Raw genomic sequence first — 18,149 nt, 5'->3', positions numbered from 1 at the left:
GTGGGGCACCCCGCGGGTGCCGGTTTGAGTCGGGCGGTCGCGCGTCGGGCCCGTTCTGAATGCTGCGTGGGTGGCGGTTCGCGGGGGCGCCGAGGCCTCCAGGCGCGACCGCTTACTGATAGCCAAGAATAGCACGGTGCAGGAAGCTCTCGGTCTGTGGTGTGGTGCTGCCCAGGCCCTTGAACTCGATTTCCAGCATGATGGCGTTGTTGGTGTTTCCAAGGTTGTCGCGCACGTAATGGTGCCCGACCAGCCGGATGGCGACGCAGCAGCTGTCGTACTCGACGCCGGCGACGGCTTCGAGGGTCTTGGGGTGGCCGCGGTGCCATTGCGGGTTGGTGCTGACCGAATCACGCAGGGAAACATTCCAGCGACCCAGCAGACGCCAACGGGCCGATACGGGGTAGACCACAGAAGTGTCGAACTGTTCCAGGAACCGGTTGCGATAGCGGTAGGCGAAGTTGAATACGCCGTCCGCGCCCACGCGACGCTGCACGCCGAGCGTAGCAACCTGGTTGTGGCGGGTGTTCGGACTCCACTGGTAGCTGCTGTTGAGGCGCCAGTCATCTGAGAGCTTCAGCGACAGCTGACTGACGTAGGCCGAACCGCTGTAATCGGTCGCTGGCGTGTTCGGCGTCAGCTGCACCCGTTGAGGCTGCAGGTATCGGATCTGTCCGAAGCTGATCGAGGCACGCTCGTCGCCGTTTTCGTCCAGCAGGCGGGAGGTGACGGCCGCGGTCAGATTGTTCGCATCCATTTGCCGATCGGCGCCGGAGAAGCGATTGGTCGTGAACAGCTGCCAGAAGTCGAAATTCATCAGGCGCGTGTCAAAGCGTGGCAGATCGTTCTGGTTGCGGTATGGCACGTACAGATAGTAAAGGCGCGGTTCCAGTGTCTGGGTGTATTCATGGCCGAACAGGCTCGTGTTGCGCTCGAAGTAGAGACCGCTGTCGACGCTGTAGATCGGCAGCGAGCGCGATGGGGTCCGGTTCGGGTAGGTGTACGTGGTGTACTGGTTGAAGTCGCCGATCAGGTCGTAGCGCGTGTAGCGGTAGGCGATGCGCGGCTTCACGAACCAGGCGGCGCCGCCCAGCGACCAGGAGAGATAGGGCTGCAGGTCCAGTCGGTTGCCTTCGAGCGAGCGTATGCGGCGGAAGGCGACAGCCTCGCTCCTGAGACCGAAGTCGAGGTTGCGCGAGAGCGGAACATCCATTCTGAACACGCCGCGCGGCCAGCGTCTGTACTGCAGGTTTCGTTCGGTGAGCTGCGGGTCGACGCTTTCATAGCGGTCGACGCCAATGGCTGCGTTCCACCAGTCGCCGTGGCCGAGCAAGTATGCATTGGAGGCGAGTTCCGTGGTGGAGGCGCGGACGAGGTCGGAACTGAAGTCCTGGAAGTAGTACCGGTCCGATGCGTGCTTGTAGACCGTGGAGAAATTCCAGTTCTTGCCGAGGTTGGTGCGGTGATGGAAATCGATGAAGTAGCGATCCGCACCGTCGGAGAGATCAGAACGCACCTTGTCGTTGTGGTCGCTGCCGGCGTTCTTGTCGTTGGGCAGGTAATCGACATTCAGGACGCCGCGGCCGAGATCGGTCAGGTAGCGGAATTGCGAGCCGAGCATCACGCCACGATCGCTGTAGATTTTCGGCGTCAGCGTGGCGTCGTAGTTCGGCGCCAGGTTGAGGTAGTACGGCTGGCTGTACATGAAGCCGGCGTTGGAGCTGTTGCCGAAGGTCGGGTACAGAAAACCGCTCTTGCGCCGATTGTCGATCGGGAAGCTCATGTACGGTAGATACAGGATCGGCACATGGTGATAACGCAGCGTGGCGTGATGCGCCACGCCGACGCCGGTCTGCTTGTTCAGGTCGATCTGCTTGGCGCGGAATTCCCACACGCGATCACCCGGGTCGCATGTGGAGTAGGTGGCCTGTTTCAGTTTGCTGTGCTGCGGATCGAACAGCCATGCCGTGTCGGCGGCGCCGTTGCCGTGCGATTCCAGCAACTGGTACTGGACACTGTCGGCGGTGCTGCGGTCCGGCATCGTCGTGCCCTGGATGCGGTGCGCCGACAGCAGCATGGTGCTGTCCTGGTAGCGCACGTTGCCTTGGGCATTGTAGGCCGTGGTGGTGTCGTTGTAGTCGACATGATCAGCGCGCAGCAGCTGGTCGTAGCGCTGCAGGCGCACCTGTCCGTCCAGCCGGTAGACAGAGCGGTTCGAGCTGTCCACGTGCGCGGCGCGTACATCTGTCTCGGCCTGCTCGCGACCGGTGGTGTCCTGCGGCAGCCCCGGCTGGTAGAAGTTCAGCAGCGCGTTGGGACGGCACAGCGCGTAGCTGACTGGGCGCGGCGGGCAGAACAGCGATCCCAACGGACAGGGCGGCGGCGATTTCTGGCCGCGCATCACGGGCGGCACAGGCGCGGTTGCTGGGGCCTCGGGCGCATCCTGGGCGTGCGCGGCGCTACTGGCAGCTAGAGCAATGGCCAGGGCGAGCAGGCGTCTGCGGGGCGGGGCGGGCAGGCGGGTCGACAAGGCCCGGTCTCCTCAGTGTTGATATCGGTTCAGGCCACGACCGCAGCGGCGCACGGCGCCGGTCGTACGGCAACTTAACGGACGTACGCTAGCAGAAACCGCGTTCGGACGGCAGCGCGTGCGAAGGAAGCGCGGTTTCGATGCGTCGGGATCAGCTCATGAGTTCTTGAACGTGTGCGGCGCTGGAGGCGGCGAGAGCGCTGAGGTCGTAGCCACCTTCCAGGCTGGACACTAGGCGTCCGCCGGCATGTGCGTCCGCGAGCTGCATGAGTCGGCTGGTCAGCCAGGCGAAATCCTCGGCTTCCAGTTGCAGTTCGGCCAACGGGTCCCGCCGGTGTGCGTCGAAGCCCGCGGAGACCAGCACCAGTTGCGGACGGAAATCGTGCAAGCGCGGGAGCAGAAGGCCGTCCCAGATCTGGCGGAATTCCTGCGATCGCGTGCCTGGCGGAAGCGGTGCGTTGACGAGATTGCCGACGCCAGTCTCGGTCGCCTCGCCGGTGTCCGGGTACAGCGGGGCCTGGTGGCTGGAGACGTACAGCACCTTTGGCTCGCGCGCAAAGATGTCCTGCGTGCCGTTGCCGTGATGCACGTCGAAATCGACGATGGCGATGCGTTTCAGGCGATGCTCGGACAGGGCGTGCGCCGCTGCCACTGCGACGCTGTTGAACAGGCAGAAACCCATCGGCGTCTCGGCGGTAGCATGGTGGCCGGGAGGTCGCACGGCGCAGAAGGCGCGCTCGCAGGCTCCTGACATGACGGCGTCGACGGCAGCGATCACCGCGCCGGCGGCGCGCAGCGCGGCTTCGGCCGAGTCCGCCGACATCACCGTGTCCTCGTCCAGGCGCAGGCGATGTTCATCGGGGCGCGCTTCGAGCACGCGGGCCAGATGCTCGGGCGTGTGCACACGCAGCAGCTGTTTTCGACTGGCGCGCGGCGCTTCGACACGGTCCAGCGCGGCGAAATGGTCGTGATCGAGTGCATCGAGCACGGCGCGCAGGCGGGCCGGCGATTCGGGATGATCCGGGCCGGGATCGTGCAGCAGGCACGCCGGGTGGGTGTAGAGCCGGATCAAGGCTTCAGGAAGCCGGTTTCTTGCGCCGCTCGTGCTGCCAGAGCACTTCGCCATGCCCGCTGGCGCGAGCCAGCACGCGGGCGATCACGAACAGCAGGTCGGAAAGGCGGTTTAGATAACGCACGGCTTGTGGGCGGACTTCCTCGTCGCGTGACAGCGTCACCACTTCGCGTTCGGCGCGCCGGCAGACAGTGCGCGCGAGATGGCACTGCGCGGCCGCCATGCCGCCGCCGGGCAGGATGAATTCCTTCAGCGCGGGCAGGTCGGTGTTGAAACCGTCCAGTTGCTGTTCGAGGCGTTCGATGTCCCCATCGTGGATCATCGCCATGCCGGGAATGCACAGCTCGCCACCAAGGTCGAACAGGTCGTGCTGCACCTGGGTCAGCACCTCGCGTACGGGATCGGGCACGTGCTCGCAGGCCAGCACCATGCCGACCGTGGCGTTGAGTTCATCGGTGCTGCCGTACGCGACGACGCGCGGCGCATCCTTGGCGATGCGCGAACCGTCGCCGAGGCCGGTGCTGCCGTCGTCGCCCGTGCGGGTGTAGATTTTCGACAGGCGCTTGCCCACGGCGTCGGACTCAGCGGGCCGGCTGCGGCAACGCGTTCAGCGCCTTGTAGCGATGCGAAAGCAGGGCGAAACCGCCGAACAGCACGCCGCTCCACAGCAGGGTGCCGGGCAGGGAGCCGTACTGGTAGAACGGCAGGCCGGCCAGATAGCAGGCGCCCAGGCCGGCTGCGCTCATGGCGTACATGCCCGAGGTCAGCCAGACGAAGAAATTGGTGATGAGGTAGAAACCTGTGGCGCCACCGACGGAGGCGGCGATCACGCGCAGCGCGCTGCGCTTGCGGCGCAGCAGACCCGAACCCAGCAGAACGCCCAGCGCCATGCATCCGTAGACCACCGGAATCAGTGCGTGCAGGCCGATCACCAGGTCGGAGGCGAACATCGCCAGCAGCGGCACCAGCAGCGCCAGGCGGCGGTCCGTGAACAGCGCGCCGCCGAAGATCGCGATCGCCATGACCGGCGAGAAGTTCAGCGGCAGCGCATCGGGCTGGAAGTAGGCCAGCAGGCGCACGGCGACGGCGAAAACGATCATGCCGCTGAGCACCAGACTGCGTGGCGTGATCAGGCGAGGCGTGTTGGGCTGCATCAAGGGCACCATGAAGTAGGCGGTGAATATCCACGCAAGGATACTGCATCTGTCGGATTTCGACAGACTTGACCTCGCAGCGAGTATCCTACGCGGCATGACTGAACGTACCGACATTCTGGTCATCGGCGGCGGCCTGGTGGGCGCCAGCCTGGCCATTGCACTGGACGCAGCCGGTCTCGCGGCCACCCTGGTCGAGTCCGCCGCGCCGCGCCGCGAGGCGCCGCCGCGCTACAGCGAGCGCAACCTCGCCCTGGCGCGCGCGACGCGGAACGGACTGCGTGAGCTGGGCGTGTGGACGCACGCCGAGGCCAGCGCCACGCCGATCCGCCAGATCCACGTGAGCCGCGCCGGTGAATTCGGCAGTGCGCGTCTGGACGCCGCATCGGCCGGCGTCGATGCGCTCGGCTGGACCATGCCGGCGCGCGAACTCGGTCATGCGCTGCAGCAGCGGCTGGATGCGTGCAGCGGCCTGCGCCGTCTGACACCCGCCACTGTGCGTTCGCTGCAGGCCGATGACGAAGGCTGGCGGGTCCGGATCGAGGATGCCGAAGGCGAGCGCACGCTGCATGCCCGCCTGCTGGTGGGCGCGGACGGCACCGGATCGATGGTGCGGGAAGCATTGGGCATCGATACGGACACGCATGATTACGAACAGACACTGTTCGTCTGCACGGTCACGCCGCAGCGCCCGCTACAGGGGCGCGCCTACGAGCGTTTCAGTGATGACGGTCCGGTGGCGCTGCTGCCGCTGAAGCAGGATCGTGCTGGTCTGGTGCTGACGGTATCGGCAGACGAGGCCGAGCGCGTCGCGGCGCTGGACGACGAGGCCTATGTGGATTTCGCGCAGCAGCGTTTCGGCTGGCGCGTGGGCCGATTGCGTCAGCCGGGTACGCGATTCGCCCATCCGATCCGGCGCGTCGCCGCGCGGCGCATCGTCGGTCCGCGTGCGGTGCTGGTCGGCAATGCCGCGCAGACCGTGCATCCGATCGGCGCACAGGGCTTCAATCTGGGACTGCGCGATGCGCTGACCCTGGCCGAATGCGTGATTGACGCCTCCGATCCGGGAGATGTCGATCTGCTGCGCGCCTACGCTGCGCGCCGCGCGCCGGACCGCGAGGGCGTGATGGCCATGAGCCATGGCCTGGTGCGTCTGGCCTGCCTGCAGCAGCCCTTGCTGGCGCCCCTGCGTTCGCTGGGTCTGCTCTCGAGCGCGTTCTTGCCGCCGTTGCGCGATGCCTTGCAGCGTCACGGCATGGGGTTTCGAGGACAGCCGCCGCGTGCGGTGCTGGAGCGTGCGCCATGAGTCTTCCGGAATCGCGGGCACGGCGTCGCCGTCGTGAGAATGCGCTGGATGTGGTCGTGGCCGGTGGTGGTATGGCCGGTGCGGCCACGGCGCTGGCACTGGCCGTCGAAGGATTCGAGGTGGCGCTGGTCGAGGCGCGTGAACCCACGCCCTGGCGTGCCGAGGATGAGGTCGACCTGCGCGTCGTGGCGCTGGCGCCTTCGTCCGCGCAATTGCTGGACGAACTGGGCGCGTGGGAGGACATTCTCGCCGCGCGCGCCTGTGGCTATCGCCACATGCATGTCTGGGATGCCGAGAACGGCGCATCGCTGGATTTCGACGCTGCCGAGCTGCAACGCCGGGATCTGGGCTGGATCGTCGAGAATCGACTGGTCCAGCATGTGCTCTGGCGCGCACTTGATGCGGCAGGCGTGCGTCGTCATTGTCCGTCGCGCGTCGTCGACCATGAAGCCCGTGCGGACGGTGTGCGAATCCGCCTCGACGACGACCGGACGCTGGATGCGAGTCTGCTGGTCGCCGCGGACGGCGCGGGTTCACCCCTGCGGCAGCAGGCCGGCATCGGCACCCGCGGCCGCGATTATGCGCAGCGCGGCGTGGTGGCACATGTGCGCACGGAGCGTGCGCATGCATCGACGGCCTGGCAACGGTTTCTGCAGGAGGGGCCGATCGCCCTGCTGCCGCTGGCCGACGGCCGTTGTTCCATGGTCTGGACGCTGCCCGAGGCCCGCGTCCGCGAGGTGCTCGCGCTCGATGACGCCGCGTTCTGCCATGCGGTGGGCGTGGCGACCGATTTCCGCCTTGGTCCGATCGCGGAAACCAGTGCGCGCGCTGGATTTCCGCTGCGTCTGCAACTGGCCGAGTGCTATCAGGCCGAGCGTCTGGTGCTGCTCGGTGACGCCGCGCACGCGGTGCATCCGTTGGCTGGTCAGGGCGTGAACCTGGGGCTGCGCGATGTGGCCGAGTTGCGCGATACGCTGCGCGACGCGCGCCGGGCGGACCGTGATCTCGGTGCGGATGCTGTCCTGCGCCGTTACGCGCGTCGTCGCCGGAGCGCGGACGGCATGGATGCGCATGCGTTCGACATGATCGAGAGACTATTTGCGATGCGTCACCCCATGCTTCGGTTCGCGCGAGGTTGTGGGGTTATGGGGTTCGATCATGTGCCCATACTGAAACGATGGTTGATCGGGCATGCGCTCGGTTCGCGCGTGTGATGCGGGGCAAGACTGAGCCGTCCGGGTTTGAGGAAAGGCTGTGCTGCGAAGTATTCTTCTCTGATGAACACACTCAATGCCGATACCGACGTAGATCTCCTGAGAAGCCGCGCTAGTCAGCAGATCCGCTCTAACCAACTGGATGCCGCGCAAGCGACATTGCAAGCACTCATACGCGCAGCTCCGGATGACGTTCCGGCGTGCCTCGAGTTATCCGATTTGATGTTCCGGTCCGGGGAGTATCAGGCGTCTAGCCGCCCGTTGCTACAGGCTGCCGAGCATCTGCCCAAAAATGCCCCCTTACTGGTGCATCTTGTGCAGCATCTCATTGCCCGAGGTGAAATTGTGACGGCGCGGATGTGCCTTGATTTTTTGGCTCAGGCGCCCAATCCGCCATCCGAGCTTCTTGTTGCCGAAGCGCATCAGCGTTTTACTCTTGGGGAGATTGAAGTTGCCAAAGAGCATGCGGAGAGAGCGCTGGCTTCAGGCGCGGATTCTCCGGATGATTATCATCTCTATGCCATGCTTTTGCAGTTTACTGGCGACGTTGAGAAAGCGGAAGGCGTACTCGAGAAAGCTTTGCGTCGGTGGCCGGATTTCGGTGATGCAATGGTCGCGCTTGTGAATCTTAGGAAGCAGAAGCCCGATACCACTTTTCTAGAGCATATTGAGAAGCAATTGAAAACGATCCCGTCTCATGATGGGGGGGCGACGAAAAAGTTTATCCGTGCCGAGTTCGAGTACGCGCGATTTAAGACTTTGGATGATCTGGGGTGTGAAGACGAAGCTTGGTCTTCCCTAGAGCGATGTAATGCACTCATGCATGAGCTGAACCCGTATGACATTCAAGCTGAGGATGCATTGATCAATGCTTTCGTTGAGAGCTCAGATCTTTTCGGCGAAGTTGAAAGTGTCAAGCAACGTTTCGAGGGGCCGACGCCAATCTTCATCGTTGGCATGCCGCGCACCGGAACGACGTTGCTGGATCGTATGTTGTCGAGCCATTCAAAAGTGACGACGGCTGGCGAACTCATTGAATTTTGGCGGCAGTTGCACTGGGTTGCGGATGAACGCCCTCAAAAAACGCAAAGCTTGCGTAAGATCGTTGCTCGTAATGCCGAGATCAATTTTCGAGAGGTTGGCGAGCGTTACCTAGAGCATACGCAGTGGCGTGCCAATGGATGTGCTTTCTATATCGACAAACTGCCAGCTAATATTCAGATGGTGGCGTTTATTCGACGTGCACTGCCTCATGCGCCGATTCTTCATATGGTGCGTGCTCCGATGGATGTTTGTTTCTCGAATTTCAAAGCTCTCTTTGGAAATACGTCATCCTACAGTTATGACCTTGAGAGCATGGCGCATTTTTATCGAGGTTATTCCCGTCTTTGCGCGCATTGGCATGCCTCGTCGCCGAACTGCATGCTTGATGTGCCCTACGCATCGCTGGTCAGCGATCCTCAGTCGGTCATGCAAAAAGTATTGGCATACTGCGGGCTTGATATCGAGGAGGCATGCCTTTATCCGGAGCGCAATATGGCGCCAGTAGCTACGCCCAGTAGTGTGCAAGTGCGAGAGCCAATTCATCAGCGTGGTGTCGGGCAGTGGCAGCGATATGCTAAGCATCTGGAGCCGCTACGTGAGGCCTTAAGCGATCTTCTCTGAATATCTTGAAATTCAGTGTCGGTTGCTTTGCTGCGAGTTGTGCGTCAACGCACTGCGTTGATGAGCTTGCATATGCTTATGGTCGGGAGGCTGGTAGGGCTGACGGAAATATCTTTCCGAGTAACAAGTCTGGTGGACCTTAGGCCTCGTTTATGAAACGTGTTCAGTCATCTTGAATGCGCGAAGCTGATTTGATAGCAAGCGTTGTGACTGTGCGTCAAAAAAAGCGCCGTGTCAGTGGGGTGGAAAAATTTCTAAACATATCCTGGGTCTGAGGTTTCCCCAGGAACCCATCAGCCAGATCAGCAGTTTGCTGCCGATCTGGTTTGGAAAAAGTGCGCGCATGGCACAGTCTTCAAGGCGACGAAACCAACGAAGGCCGCCCACCCATGCGCGCCAGTTCAGTATTGCAGAAGTGCCTGTTCGATTCATTGAGCCTCATGCACAAGGCTCGCGCACGGGTGTTGTTGCTGGCCGTCGAGGCGCTCATCGCCGGGCGACGCCTGACCTTGATCGATGTGGCACGCAGTTGGCCAGGTGCCGAACGTATCCGTGCACCTTTGAAGGCCTTCGACCGACTGTTGAGCAATCGCCATCTGCATGCCGAACGTGAGCATGTCTACGCCAACATGGCGCACTGGCTGCTGCGCAGCCCACAGCCGGTCATCGTGGTCGACTGGTCGGACCTGAAAGCCGACAAATCGTGGTGTCTGTTGCGTGCGGCGATTCCGGTGGGTGGCCGCGCACTGCCCATCCTGGACATGGTATTTCCCGCTTCGCAGGCCGGTTCACCGAAGGCCGAGCAGCGTTTCCTCGAACGGCTTGAGCGGATCGTGCCCGCGTCCGCCACGCCCATCCTGGTCACCGATGCCGGCTATCGCACGCCGTGGTTTCGCCAGGTGGAAAAGCGCGGCTGGCACTGGCTGGGCCGTCTGCGCCATCGCACGCGGGTCAAGCCGGTGGATGTGCATGCCCAGGACGATTGGGTGCCTTCCCCGGCGCTGTATGCCTTGCTCGATCGTGACGGTACCCGAGACATGGGACTCATGGATACGGCCCGCGCCACGCCATGGACGTGCCGCGTCGTGCTGCACCGAAAGAAGGCGCGGGGCTGTAAGCATCGCACCCTCAAAGGTGCTCCGGTACGCAGTACGCAAAGCCGCAAGTCAGCGGCCCGGCAGCGCGAGCCGTGGTTGCTGGTCGCGACCCCCTCGCTCCGGCTCAGCGCCCGCCAGCTCGTCACGCTGTACGCGCGTCGCATGCAGATCGAGCTATCGTTCCGGGACCTGAAATCACACCGCTACGGCAACGGTTTCGAGGACAGTCTCACGCGCAGCGGCAAGCGCATCGAGATCCTGCTGCTGGTCCACGCCATGGCCAACTTCGCCAGCTGGCTGGCCGGACTGGCCTGCCGCGCCACGGGCATGGATCATTGGCTGTCGCCCGGCTCATCTAGACGCAGGCTGTATTCGATCATGCGCATGGGGCGCGAAGCGCTAGCACGATCATGGCCGATGCAACGGACATATCAGTGGTTGCAGCGACTACGAACTTTGCCAGCGGATGTGCTGGAACAAGTGCAGGCCCCACATGAATTCGTGGGGAAACCTCAGCGCCTGGGTAGTAATGCTGCGATTGCTGAGATATTCGTTTTTTGCATGACTCAGAACGTGCGCTCGACCGCGTAGTCGGCCAGCGTCAGCAGGGCGTCGCGATGAGCATTTTCGGGCAATGTGTCCAGCGCCTGGCGCGCGGCGGCGGCATGCTGCTGAGCCCGTTCCCGAGTACGCTCCAGGGCGCCCGATTCGCGGATGGCGGCGATGATGTGATCCAGCGAATCCAGGCCGCCGTGCCGAATGGCCTCGCGCAGGGCATCGGCCTGCGCCGGCGGCGCGCTCTGCAGCGCGTAGATCAGCGGCAGCGTCGGCTTGCCTTCGGCCAGATCGTCGCCGATGTTCTTGCCGATGGTGTCGGCGTCCGACACGTAGTCGAGCAGGTCGTCGGCGATCTGGAAGGCGTAGCCCAGTTCCATGCCGTAGCGGCGCAGCGCTGCGCACTGTGTCTCGGAGAGGTCGGACAGCACGCCGCCGAGTTCGGTGGCGGCGGCGAACAGCACCGCGGTCTTGCGCTCGATGACTTGCAGGTAGTCGTCCTCGGAGACGTCGGCGTTGCCGATGTTGAGCAACTGCATGACTTCGCCAGCGGCGATGGTGTTGGTGGTGTCGGCGAGAATGCGCAGGATCGACAGCCGGTCCAGTTCTACCATCAGCTGGAACGAGCGCGAATACAGGAAGTCGCCGACCAGCACGCTGGCGGCGTTGCCCCAGACCGCGTTGGCGGTGCTGCGTCCACGGCGCAGATCCGATTCGTCGACCACGTCGTCGTGCAGCAGGGTCGAGGTGTGGATGAACTCGATCACCGCGGCCAGCTTGATGTGCTCCTCGCCGTCATAGCCACCTGCGCGCGCGGCCAGCGTATGCAGCATCGGGCGCAGGCGCTTGCCACCGCCGCCGATGATGTGCTCGGCGACCTGGTTGATCAGCACCACGTCCGAGCTGAGACGGTCGCGGATCAGTGCGTCGACGGCAGCCATGTCGGGAGCGGCCAGGTCGCGCACGGAGGTGAAATCGACAGAGCGCGAGCGGGCGTCGGCGGGTACGGACATGGGTGCTGCGGCCTCGGAAAACGGAAGTGGAGCGGCCAATTATAGAGGTGCGACGCCGTGTCGGGGCGAGGGATACGGATCGGCGCCTATAATGGGCGTTTACTCGACGTGAGGATGGTCATTCCGTGAGCAAGCTCAGCAGGCAGGAAATCCGCAGCGCTTCGGCGTTGGCCAGTGTGGTCGGACTGCGCATGTTCGGCCTGTTCCTCATCATGCCGGTGTTCAGCGCCTACGCGCGACACCTTCCGGGCGCGACGGCGTTCCTGGTCGGTCTGGCCATGGGCATCTACGGTTTCGGCCAGGCCTTGCTGCAGGTGCCGATGGGCATGCTTTCCGACCGTGTGGGCCGTCGTGCGACGATCACCATGGGCCTGCTGGTGTTCGTCGCCGGTAGCCTGATTGCAGCGTTCGCGCACGGCATCGTCGGCATCATCATCGGACGCGCGATGCAGGGCATCGGCGCGGTGTCCGGCGCCAGTCAGGCGCTGGCGGCGGATCTCTCCGAGCCGGAGAACCGCAGCAAGGTGATGGCGATCATCGGCATCAGCGTCGGCATGGCGTTCATTCTGGCGATTATTCTCAGCGCGCCGCTGGCGGCCGCGGGCGGGCTGGAAGGCCTGTTCGGCACGACCGCCGCGCTGGCGCTGGGCGCGCTGATCCTGTTGTGGGTCCTGGTGCCCAGGCCGCAACTGCATCGCGCACCGGCCGCGGCCGGCTTCGGCGACGTGCTGCACATGCTGGTCAAGCCGCGGCTGCTGGTACTCAATGCCTCGGTGTTCGTGATGCACACCATGCTCACGGCCAGCTTCGTGGTGTTGCCGCTGGTGATGCTGCACGAGACCGGCCTGCCGTTGCAGCACCAGTGGGAGCTGTATCTGCCGGTGATGCTGTTCTCGATCGTGGTCATGGGCGGCGTGCTGCGCCGCGTGCGTACGGTGTCCGGCAGTCTGAAGCTGGTACTGGTGTGTGCGCTGGGCCTGGCGCTGGCATTGTGTGGTTTTGCCGCAGCGGGCGAGAGTCATGCGTGGCTGTGGATCGGTGCAGGCGTGTTCTTCAGCTGCTTCAACCTGCTGGAGGCGACGCTGCCCAGTCTGGTCTCGCGTCTGGCCCCGCAGCACATGCGCGGCGCGGCCCTCGGCGCGTATGCGACATGCCAGTTCCTGGGGGCCTTTGTCGGCGGTCTGCTTGGTGGTATCGGCATGGGTCAGTGGAGCTACGCCAGCGTGTTCCTGATCGCGGCGGTGCTGGCGCTGCCCTGGGCGGCGCTGGTGCTGTGGGGTATGCGCAAGGTCGACTTCGACGTCACCGTCGGGCCCCAGCCGGCCTGACGGCTCCATCCCGCTCCCTGTCGGCCTGCCCGCCGATGGCGGGACATCCCTTTCCCGGGCATGCGGGAAGCCCCTACGCCGCGTCGGGGGGGGGGGCGCCGCGGCTCCGGGTGGCGCGCATGCAGTACCATCTGGTATCCAAGTCCGGCCGTGGCCCGCTACTATGGTCCGGCCCAGGCGGGCTGTCGGGTGCCGGAACGCACGATCCGGTCGAGGGGCCTGCCCAACGACACGAAATATCCAGATAAAAGGCGAAAGAATATGGCGAGCAGAGGAGTCAACAAGGTCATCGTGGTCGGCAATCTCGGTGCGGACCCGGAGACGCGCTATACCGCCAGCGGCACGCCGATTACCTCGCTGAGCGTGGCCACCAGTGAGCAGTGGACCGACAAGCAGTCCGGCCAGAAGCAGGAACGCACCGAGTGGCATCGCGTGAAGATGTTCGGCCGCCTTGCCGAGATCGCCGGCGAGTACCTGCGCAAGGGCCGCCAGGTCTACATCGAAGGCTCGCTGCGCACCGACAAGTACACCGGCAAGGACGGCATCGAGCGTTATTCGACCGAGATCATCGCCAACGAGATGCAGATGCTCGGCGGCGGCAGCGACATGGGTGGCGGCAGCGGTGGTGGCGGCGGCGGTGGCGGTGGTTACCGCAATCGTCCTCCGCAGCAGTCGGGTGGCGGTCGTCCGGCGCCGCAGCAGTATGGCGGCGGTGGTGGTGGTGGCGGTAGTGCGCCGCCGCAGGGCGGTGGCGGCGATTTCGTCGACGACGACGTACCGTTCTGATCCCGCACGCGTCTTTCGTACCTGTTTCGACCGAAAAGCCCGCTTCACCGCGGGCTTTTTCGTGCCTGCGCGCTGTTCGACGTGTGCTTGGCGGACATCCTGCTGACACCACGCTGTCAGTGGGAGGCGACTAGCTTCTCCTTCTCGTGCCGCGCTATGTCGCGAGGCACCTACGAAGGAGGCCGTCATGGATTTTGTATCGATCCGCCTGATCACCGACGACATCAAGCGTCTGGTGAATTTCTATGCCCACGTCACCGGCAGCTCGCCCACGTGGTACACCGAGGACTTCGCGGAGCTGAAGATGCCGTCCTGCACGCTGGCCATCGGTAGCACGCGGACACTGGCGTTGTTCGACGCCGGGGATGCGGCAGGTCCGGCCGATAACCGTTCGGCGATCCTCGAGTTTCGCGTCGAAGACGTCGATGCGGTCCACGAGCAGTTACGCGACAACCTGGCCGAGGTCGTGCAGAGGCCGAAGACGATGCCCTGGGGTAACCGCTCGCTGCTGCTGCGCGATCCGGATGGAAACCTGGTCAACCTGTTCGCGCCGGTCACGGACGCGGCCCGCGAGCGGGTCGGTGGCGTGACGGCCTAGGCGGGGCTGATACGCTCAGTCGATGTCGAGCTTCTTCAGCTTGTAGCGCAACGCGCGGAAGGTGATGCCCAGCTTTCGCGCGGCGGCGGTCTTGTTGTAGCGCGTCTCTTCCAGCGCCTTCATGATCGCCTCGCGCTCCAGATTGGAGATGTAGTCGTCCAGTGGCTGGTCGCTGTTGTGCGGCAGCGGTGCGGCTTCGGTGCTTGCCGCTGTGGCCGATGTGCCGGGGGCGCCCAGGGAACGCGGCGCGTGGTCGGGCAGCATGAGGTCGTCCGGTTGCACGGTGTCGCCTTCGCACATCGCCAGGGCGCGTTCGAGAATGTTCTCCAGTTCGCGCACGTTGCCGGGGAAGGTGTAGGTGTGCAGCGCGGCGAAGGCGTCTTCGCTGAGCGATACGGGCGATTCGCCGTTCTCGCGAGACAGCCGCTCCAGAATCACGTCGGCCAGTTCGCGCACGTCGTCGCCGCGATCGCGCAGCGGCGGGATTTGCAGCTCGATCACGTTGATGCGGTAGAACAGATCCTGGCGGAAGTGGCCCTGTTCGACCAACTCGGCGAGGTTCTTGTGCGTGGCCGACAGGATGCGCACGTCGACCGTGACTTCGCCGCGGCCGCCGATCGGGCGCACGGCCTTTTCCTGAATGACGCGAAGCAGCTTGACCTGCATGTGCAGCGGCAGTTCGGCGACCTCGTCGAGGAACAGGGTGCCGCCGTGCGCGGCCTGGAACAGGCCTTCCTTGTCGGCGTGCGCGCCGGTGAAGCTGCCCTTCATGTGGCCGAAGAACTCGCTTTCCATCAGTTCGGACGGAATCGCGCCGCAGTTGACCGGCACGAACGGCGCGCCGGCGCGCGGACCCTGCTCGTGGATCAGCCGCGCGGCCAGCTCCTTGCCGGTGCCGGACTCGCCGCTGATGTAGACCGGCGCCTGGCTGCGCGCCAGTTTGCCGATGGTGGTGCGCACCTGCTGCATGGCGGACGACGAGCCGATCAGCCGGCTGCCGATCGGCGCCTCCTCTGATTCTTCGCTGTTGCGGCGTTCCTCGGACAGACGCAGCGCGGTCTGCACGAGGTTGCGCAGGACCTTGATGTCGACCGGCTTGGAGACGAAGTCGAAGGCGCCGGCCTTGAGCGCATTTACCGCGGCGTCGACGTTGCCGTAGGCGGTGATCATCGCCACCGGCATGTCCGGATGCTGTTCCGCGATCAGCTCGATCAGGTCCTGGCCGGAGCCGTCCGGCAGGCGCATGTCGGTGAAGCACAGATCGTAGGTGTTCTCACCCAGCAGCTGCCGCGCCTCGGCGACATTGCTGGCTGCGTCGACCTCGAGGTCCATACGTCCGAGGGTGATGGTCAGCAGTTCACGGATGTCGCGTTCGTCGTCGACGACCAGGACGCTCTGTTTGCTCATGGCATCTGCGTGGGAAAGGGGCGGGTAGAAGCATACCCGCAGTATTCAGTAGCGGCAAAGACGTTTCGTTGCCGGTTTCGGCCGCGGTCAATGGCCCAGATGGCGGTCGAAGAAGCGAACCATGACCGCGTAGGCCTGCTGCGATTCGGGCATGCCCGGGTCGGAGAAGAAGGCGTGCCACATGCCATTCCAGACGTGCAGTTCGGCGTCCACGCCTTCGCGTTCGAGCAGGTTGGCGCTGTAGACCATCGAGCTCATGGTGAAGTCGCGGGTGCCGGTGATCAGCAACGTGGGCGGGAAGCGGGCGACCAGCTTCGGATCGTTGGCCGGGAACGCCAGCGGATCGTCGGCCTGCACGCCGCGGAAGTACGGCAGGTCGAGCAGCTTCAGCGGATGGGTCACCGGGCCGCCACCGGTGAGCATCGGTGCCAGGTAGGCGGAGTCGCCGCCGAGGTCGGTCAGCGAACTGCAGTAGGTGCCGATGGCGCCGGGCGCGGGCAACTTGTGCACGAGGATGCGCGCGGTGGCCTCGGCGGTGAGGATGCCGCCGGCCGAGCAGCCGTAGAGGCCGATGTCGGCGGCCTTGTAGCGCTTGAGCAGCACACGGTAGACCGCCTCGACATCCTCGCTGGCGGCGGGAAAGACATGTTCCGGCCCCTGCCGGTAGTCCACGCTGATGACCTTGTAGCCTCCCAGTCCCGCCAGCGGAATCGACTCGACCAGTCCACCGTATCGCGCGCCCCACAGAAACGCGCCGCCGTGCAGGTTGACCAGGACGCGATCGCGCTGCGCCCTGGCGATGCCCGCGGCCGGCGTAACGATCTGCACCGGCACGCCTCCCAGCGTGCTGCGCTCGATGTGCACGGCCCAGCGCTTGCGCATGACCTGCACGCGGACGCGGTTGATCTTCGCGTAGTAGGCGCGACTGGCCTGGATCGGTCCGTCCAGCGGCGGCGCGTGCCGTCCCTGTTCGAGCATGCGTCGGAACACCTTGCGCGAGGCCGCCGAGGCGAAACTGGAATACGGCACCGTGCTGGCCGAAAGCTGCACGGCGTCCGCCCGACGCGCGGTCGAGGTCGATGGGGCGACGCCCGCGGCGCTGGCTACGAACGCCCACGCGGCGAGTGCTAGAAACACGGGGATGCGCATGGCGAGGGTCTCTCTGTCAGGCCTGGGCCGGCACCAGCCGCGTCTCGCGGCGGAACACGACCAGGCAGCCCAGGATCAGCACCATCGGCACCAGCGTCAGATAGAACGCGTCCTGGCCGCTGAACAGCCGGAACACGGTGCCGGTGATGAACGAACCCAGCGTGCCGCCCAGTGCTGAGAACACCACGATCAGGCCAGTCATGGCCGCGTGGCGATCCTTGGGCAGGGCGCTGAGCATCACTGAATTGACCACCGGGTAGATCGGCGCCATCAGCAGGCCGATCAGCGGAAAGGCGTAGGTAACCAGCGGCGCGTTGAACCAGGTCACGTCCGGGTTGTGCGGCACGTGTGCGGCCAGCGGCAGGGTCAGCAGCACCAGCGCGGCCATGCCGACCAGGCAGATCGTGATCAGCGTGAACCAGTGGATGCGTCGCAGCAGCAGGCCGGCGCTGAGGCGGCCGATAGCCAGCGAGCCGGCGTAGATGCTGGCCGCCTGCACGCTCATCGCCGCCGGCAGCTGCAGGATTTCGCGGTTGAAGGTCGGCAGCCACGTGCCCACGCCCTGTTCGATCAGCTCGTACAGGAAGATCAGCGCGATGAAGGTGTAGATCATGCGCTTGACCAGCAGCCGCAGCATGTCCATGAACGCCGCGGGGCGACCGGCCTCGTCGCCGTGTGCGGCCGATTCGTCCATGCGCGAGAACGCCAGCAGCACCGCCACCGCGAGGCTGATCGCGGCCAGTACCCAGTACACGTTCACCCACACCAGGTTGCCGGGATCGGCGTCGTCGATGAAGGCGCCGAACAGCCAGTAGCCGCTGAGCATGCCGGCCATGAACAGGCCTTCGAGGATGTTCATCATGCTGGCGTGGCGCTGGCGGTCGGGCGTCAGCAGTCCGATGGACGAATACACCGCGACCTTGATCAGGGCGAAGGTGCTGCCGATGATCGCGAAGGTGATCTCGGTCATGCCGAACACCGGATGCATCGCCATCGCCACGCAGGCGCCAGCGACCAGCACATGGCCGAGAATCATCGCGCGCCGGTAGCCCAGCTTGGGCAGGTACGAGGCGGTGACGAAGGACACGGTGGCGATGGACAGGTCCTTGAACGCCTCCAGCACGCTGCCGGTTTCCTTGCTGATGGCGAAGCTGGCGATGGACTGCGCGATCACCGTGCCGACGCTGTTGAGCAGCACGGCGTAGACCATGTAGCTCAGTCCGATGGACAGGAAGATGAGGTATCGGGACGAAGTCGAGGTCGTGGTGGGCATCG

General features: G+C 64.6%; 15 protein-coding genes. 7 read left to right on the top strand and 8 right to left on the bottom strand.

Features of this window, described 5'->3' with window-relative positions:
• Positions 1 to 112 precede the first annotated feature (112 nt).
• The 4 genes from lptD to BTJ49_RS02285 form a co-directional block, all read right to left on the bottom strand.
• The gene (lptD, locus tag BTJ49_RS02300; protein ID WP_113063725.1) at positions 113 to 2,530 is read right to left on the bottom strand and encodes an LPS assembly protein LptD; all 2,418 of its coding nucleotides are present in this window, start codon (positions 2,528 to 2,530) and stop codon (positions 113 to 115) included.
• 151 nt (positions 2,531 to 2,681) lie between these two features.
• Positions 2,682 to 3,599 carry a histone deacetylase family protein gene (locus BTJ49_RS02295; RefSeq protein WP_206098362.1) on the bottom strand — a complete coding sequence of 306 codons (918 nt, stop codon included), beginning with the start codon at positions 3,597 to 3,599 and terminating at the stop codon, positions 2,682 to 2,684.
• A 7-nt stretch (positions 3,600 to 3,606) separates the two neighbouring features.
• Positions 3,607 to 4,173, bottom strand: a complete 567-nt coding sequence (locus BTJ49_RS02290) for a cob(I)yrinic acid a,c-diamide adenosyltransferase (protein WP_113063723.1) — start codon at positions 4,171 to 4,173, stop codon at positions 3,607 to 3,609.
• Positions 4,174 to 4,183: 10 nt separating this feature from the next.
• Complete coding sequence (locus BTJ49_RS02285; protein ID WP_146742237.1) at positions 4,184 to 4,756, bottom strand: DUF6580 family putative transport protein; 573 nt, start codon at positions 4,754 to 4,756, stop codon at positions 4,184 to 4,186.
• Positions 4,757 to 4,853: 97 nt separating this feature from the next.
• On the opposite strand from BTJ49_RS02285, the gene ubiH reads away from it, so the two are divergent.
• From ubiH to BTJ49_RS02265, 4 genes are all read left to right on the top strand, one after another.
• Complete coding sequence (gene ubiH / locus BTJ49_RS02280) at positions 4,854 to 6,062, top strand: 2-octaprenyl-6-methoxyphenyl hydroxylase (RefSeq protein WP_113063721.1); 1,209 nt, start codon at positions 4,854 to 4,856, stop codon at positions 6,060 to 6,062.
• A complete protein-coding gene (locus tag BTJ49_RS02275) occupies positions 6,059 to 7,276 on the top strand; it encodes an FAD-dependent oxidoreductase (RefSeq protein ID WP_113063720.1) in 1,218 nt (405 codons plus the stop codon). Before ubiH ends, BTJ49_RS02275 begins: the two co-directional genes overlap by 4 nt.
• A gap of 63 nt (positions 7,277 to 7,339) precedes the next feature.
• Positions 7,340 to 8,941 (top strand): tetratricopeptide repeat-containing sulfotransferase family protein, encoded by a 1,602-nt coding sequence (locus tag BTJ49_RS02270; RefSeq protein ID WP_113063719.1) that lies wholly within the window; start codon positions 7,340 to 7,342, stop codon positions 8,939 to 8,941.
• A 389-nt stretch (positions 8,942 to 9,330) separates the two neighbouring features.
• The gene (locus BTJ49_RS02265; RefSeq protein ID WP_240601692.1) at positions 9,331 to 10,629 is read left to right on the top strand and encodes an IS4 family transposase; all 1,299 of its coding nucleotides are present in this window, start codon (positions 9,331 to 9,333) and stop codon (positions 10,627 to 10,629) included.
• On the opposite strand, the gene BTJ49_RS02260 is transcribed toward BTJ49_RS02265, so the two are convergent.
• Positions 10,605 to 11,606: a polyprenyl synthetase family protein gene (locus BTJ49_RS02260; protein WP_113063718.1), complete on the bottom strand. Its 1,002-nt coding sequence runs from the start codon at positions 11,604 to 11,606 to the stop codon at positions 10,605 to 10,607. The two genes, BTJ49_RS02265 and BTJ49_RS02260, sit on opposite strands and share 25 nt — an antisense overlap.
• Before the next feature lie 125 nt (positions 11,607 to 11,731).
• On the opposite strand from BTJ49_RS02260, the gene BTJ49_RS02255 reads away from it, so the two are divergent.
• From BTJ49_RS02255 to BTJ49_RS02245, 3 genes are all read left to right on the top strand, one after another.
• Positions 11,732 to 12,934 carry an MFS transporter gene (locus BTJ49_RS02255; protein ID WP_113063717.1) on the top strand — a complete coding sequence of 401 codons (1,203 nt, stop codon included), beginning with the start codon at positions 11,732 to 11,734 and terminating at the stop codon, positions 12,932 to 12,934.
• Between the two features lie 261 nt (positions 12,935 to 13,195).
• On the top strand, positions 13,196 to 13,720 hold the full coding sequence (gene ssb, locus BTJ49_RS02250; RefSeq protein WP_113063716.1) for a single-stranded DNA-binding protein: 525 nt from the start codon (positions 13,196 to 13,198) through the stop codon (positions 13,718 to 13,720).
• A 187-nt stretch (positions 13,721 to 13,907) separates the two neighbouring features.
• Positions 13,908 to 14,318, top strand: a complete 411-nt coding sequence (locus BTJ49_RS02245) for a VOC family protein (RefSeq protein ID WP_113063715.1) — start codon at positions 13,908 to 13,910, stop codon at positions 14,316 to 14,318.
• 15 nt (positions 14,319 to 14,333) lie between these two features.
• Here the strand turns inward: BTJ49_RS02245 and BTJ49_RS02240 are convergent, their stop codons facing one another.
• The 3 genes from BTJ49_RS02240 to BTJ49_RS02230 all read right to left on the bottom strand — a co-directional run bounded on the left by BTJ49_RS02240 (position 14,334) and on the right by BTJ49_RS02230 (position 18,147).
• Positions 14,334 to 15,725, bottom strand: a complete 1,392-nt coding sequence (locus tag BTJ49_RS02240; RefSeq protein WP_113063714.1) for a sigma-54 dependent transcriptional regulator — start codon at positions 15,723 to 15,725, stop codon at positions 14,334 to 14,336.
• Between the two features lie 87 nt (positions 15,726 to 15,812).
• Positions 15,813 to 16,874, bottom strand: a complete 1,062-nt coding sequence (locus tag BTJ49_RS02235; RefSeq protein ID WP_113063713.1) for an alpha/beta hydrolase — start codon at positions 16,872 to 16,874, stop codon at positions 15,813 to 15,815.
• Between the two features lie 16 nt (positions 16,875 to 16,890).
• The gene (locus BTJ49_RS02230; protein WP_113063712.1) at positions 16,891 to 18,147 is read right to left on the bottom strand and encodes an MFS transporter; all 1,257 of its coding nucleotides are present in this window, start codon (positions 18,145 to 18,147) and stop codon (positions 16,891 to 16,893) included.
• Positions 18,148 to 18,149 lie beyond the last annotated feature (2 nt).

The sequence above is a fragment of the Oleiagrimonas sp. MCCC 1A03011 genome (assembly GCF_003267965.1).
Taxonomy (GTDB): domain Bacteria; phylum Pseudomonadota; class Gammaproteobacteria; order Xanthomonadales; family Rhodanobacteraceae; genus Oleiagrimonas; species Oleiagrimonas citrea.
Note: the sequence above shows the minus strand (reverse complement) of the source record. Positions and strands in the feature narration are given on the sequence as shown.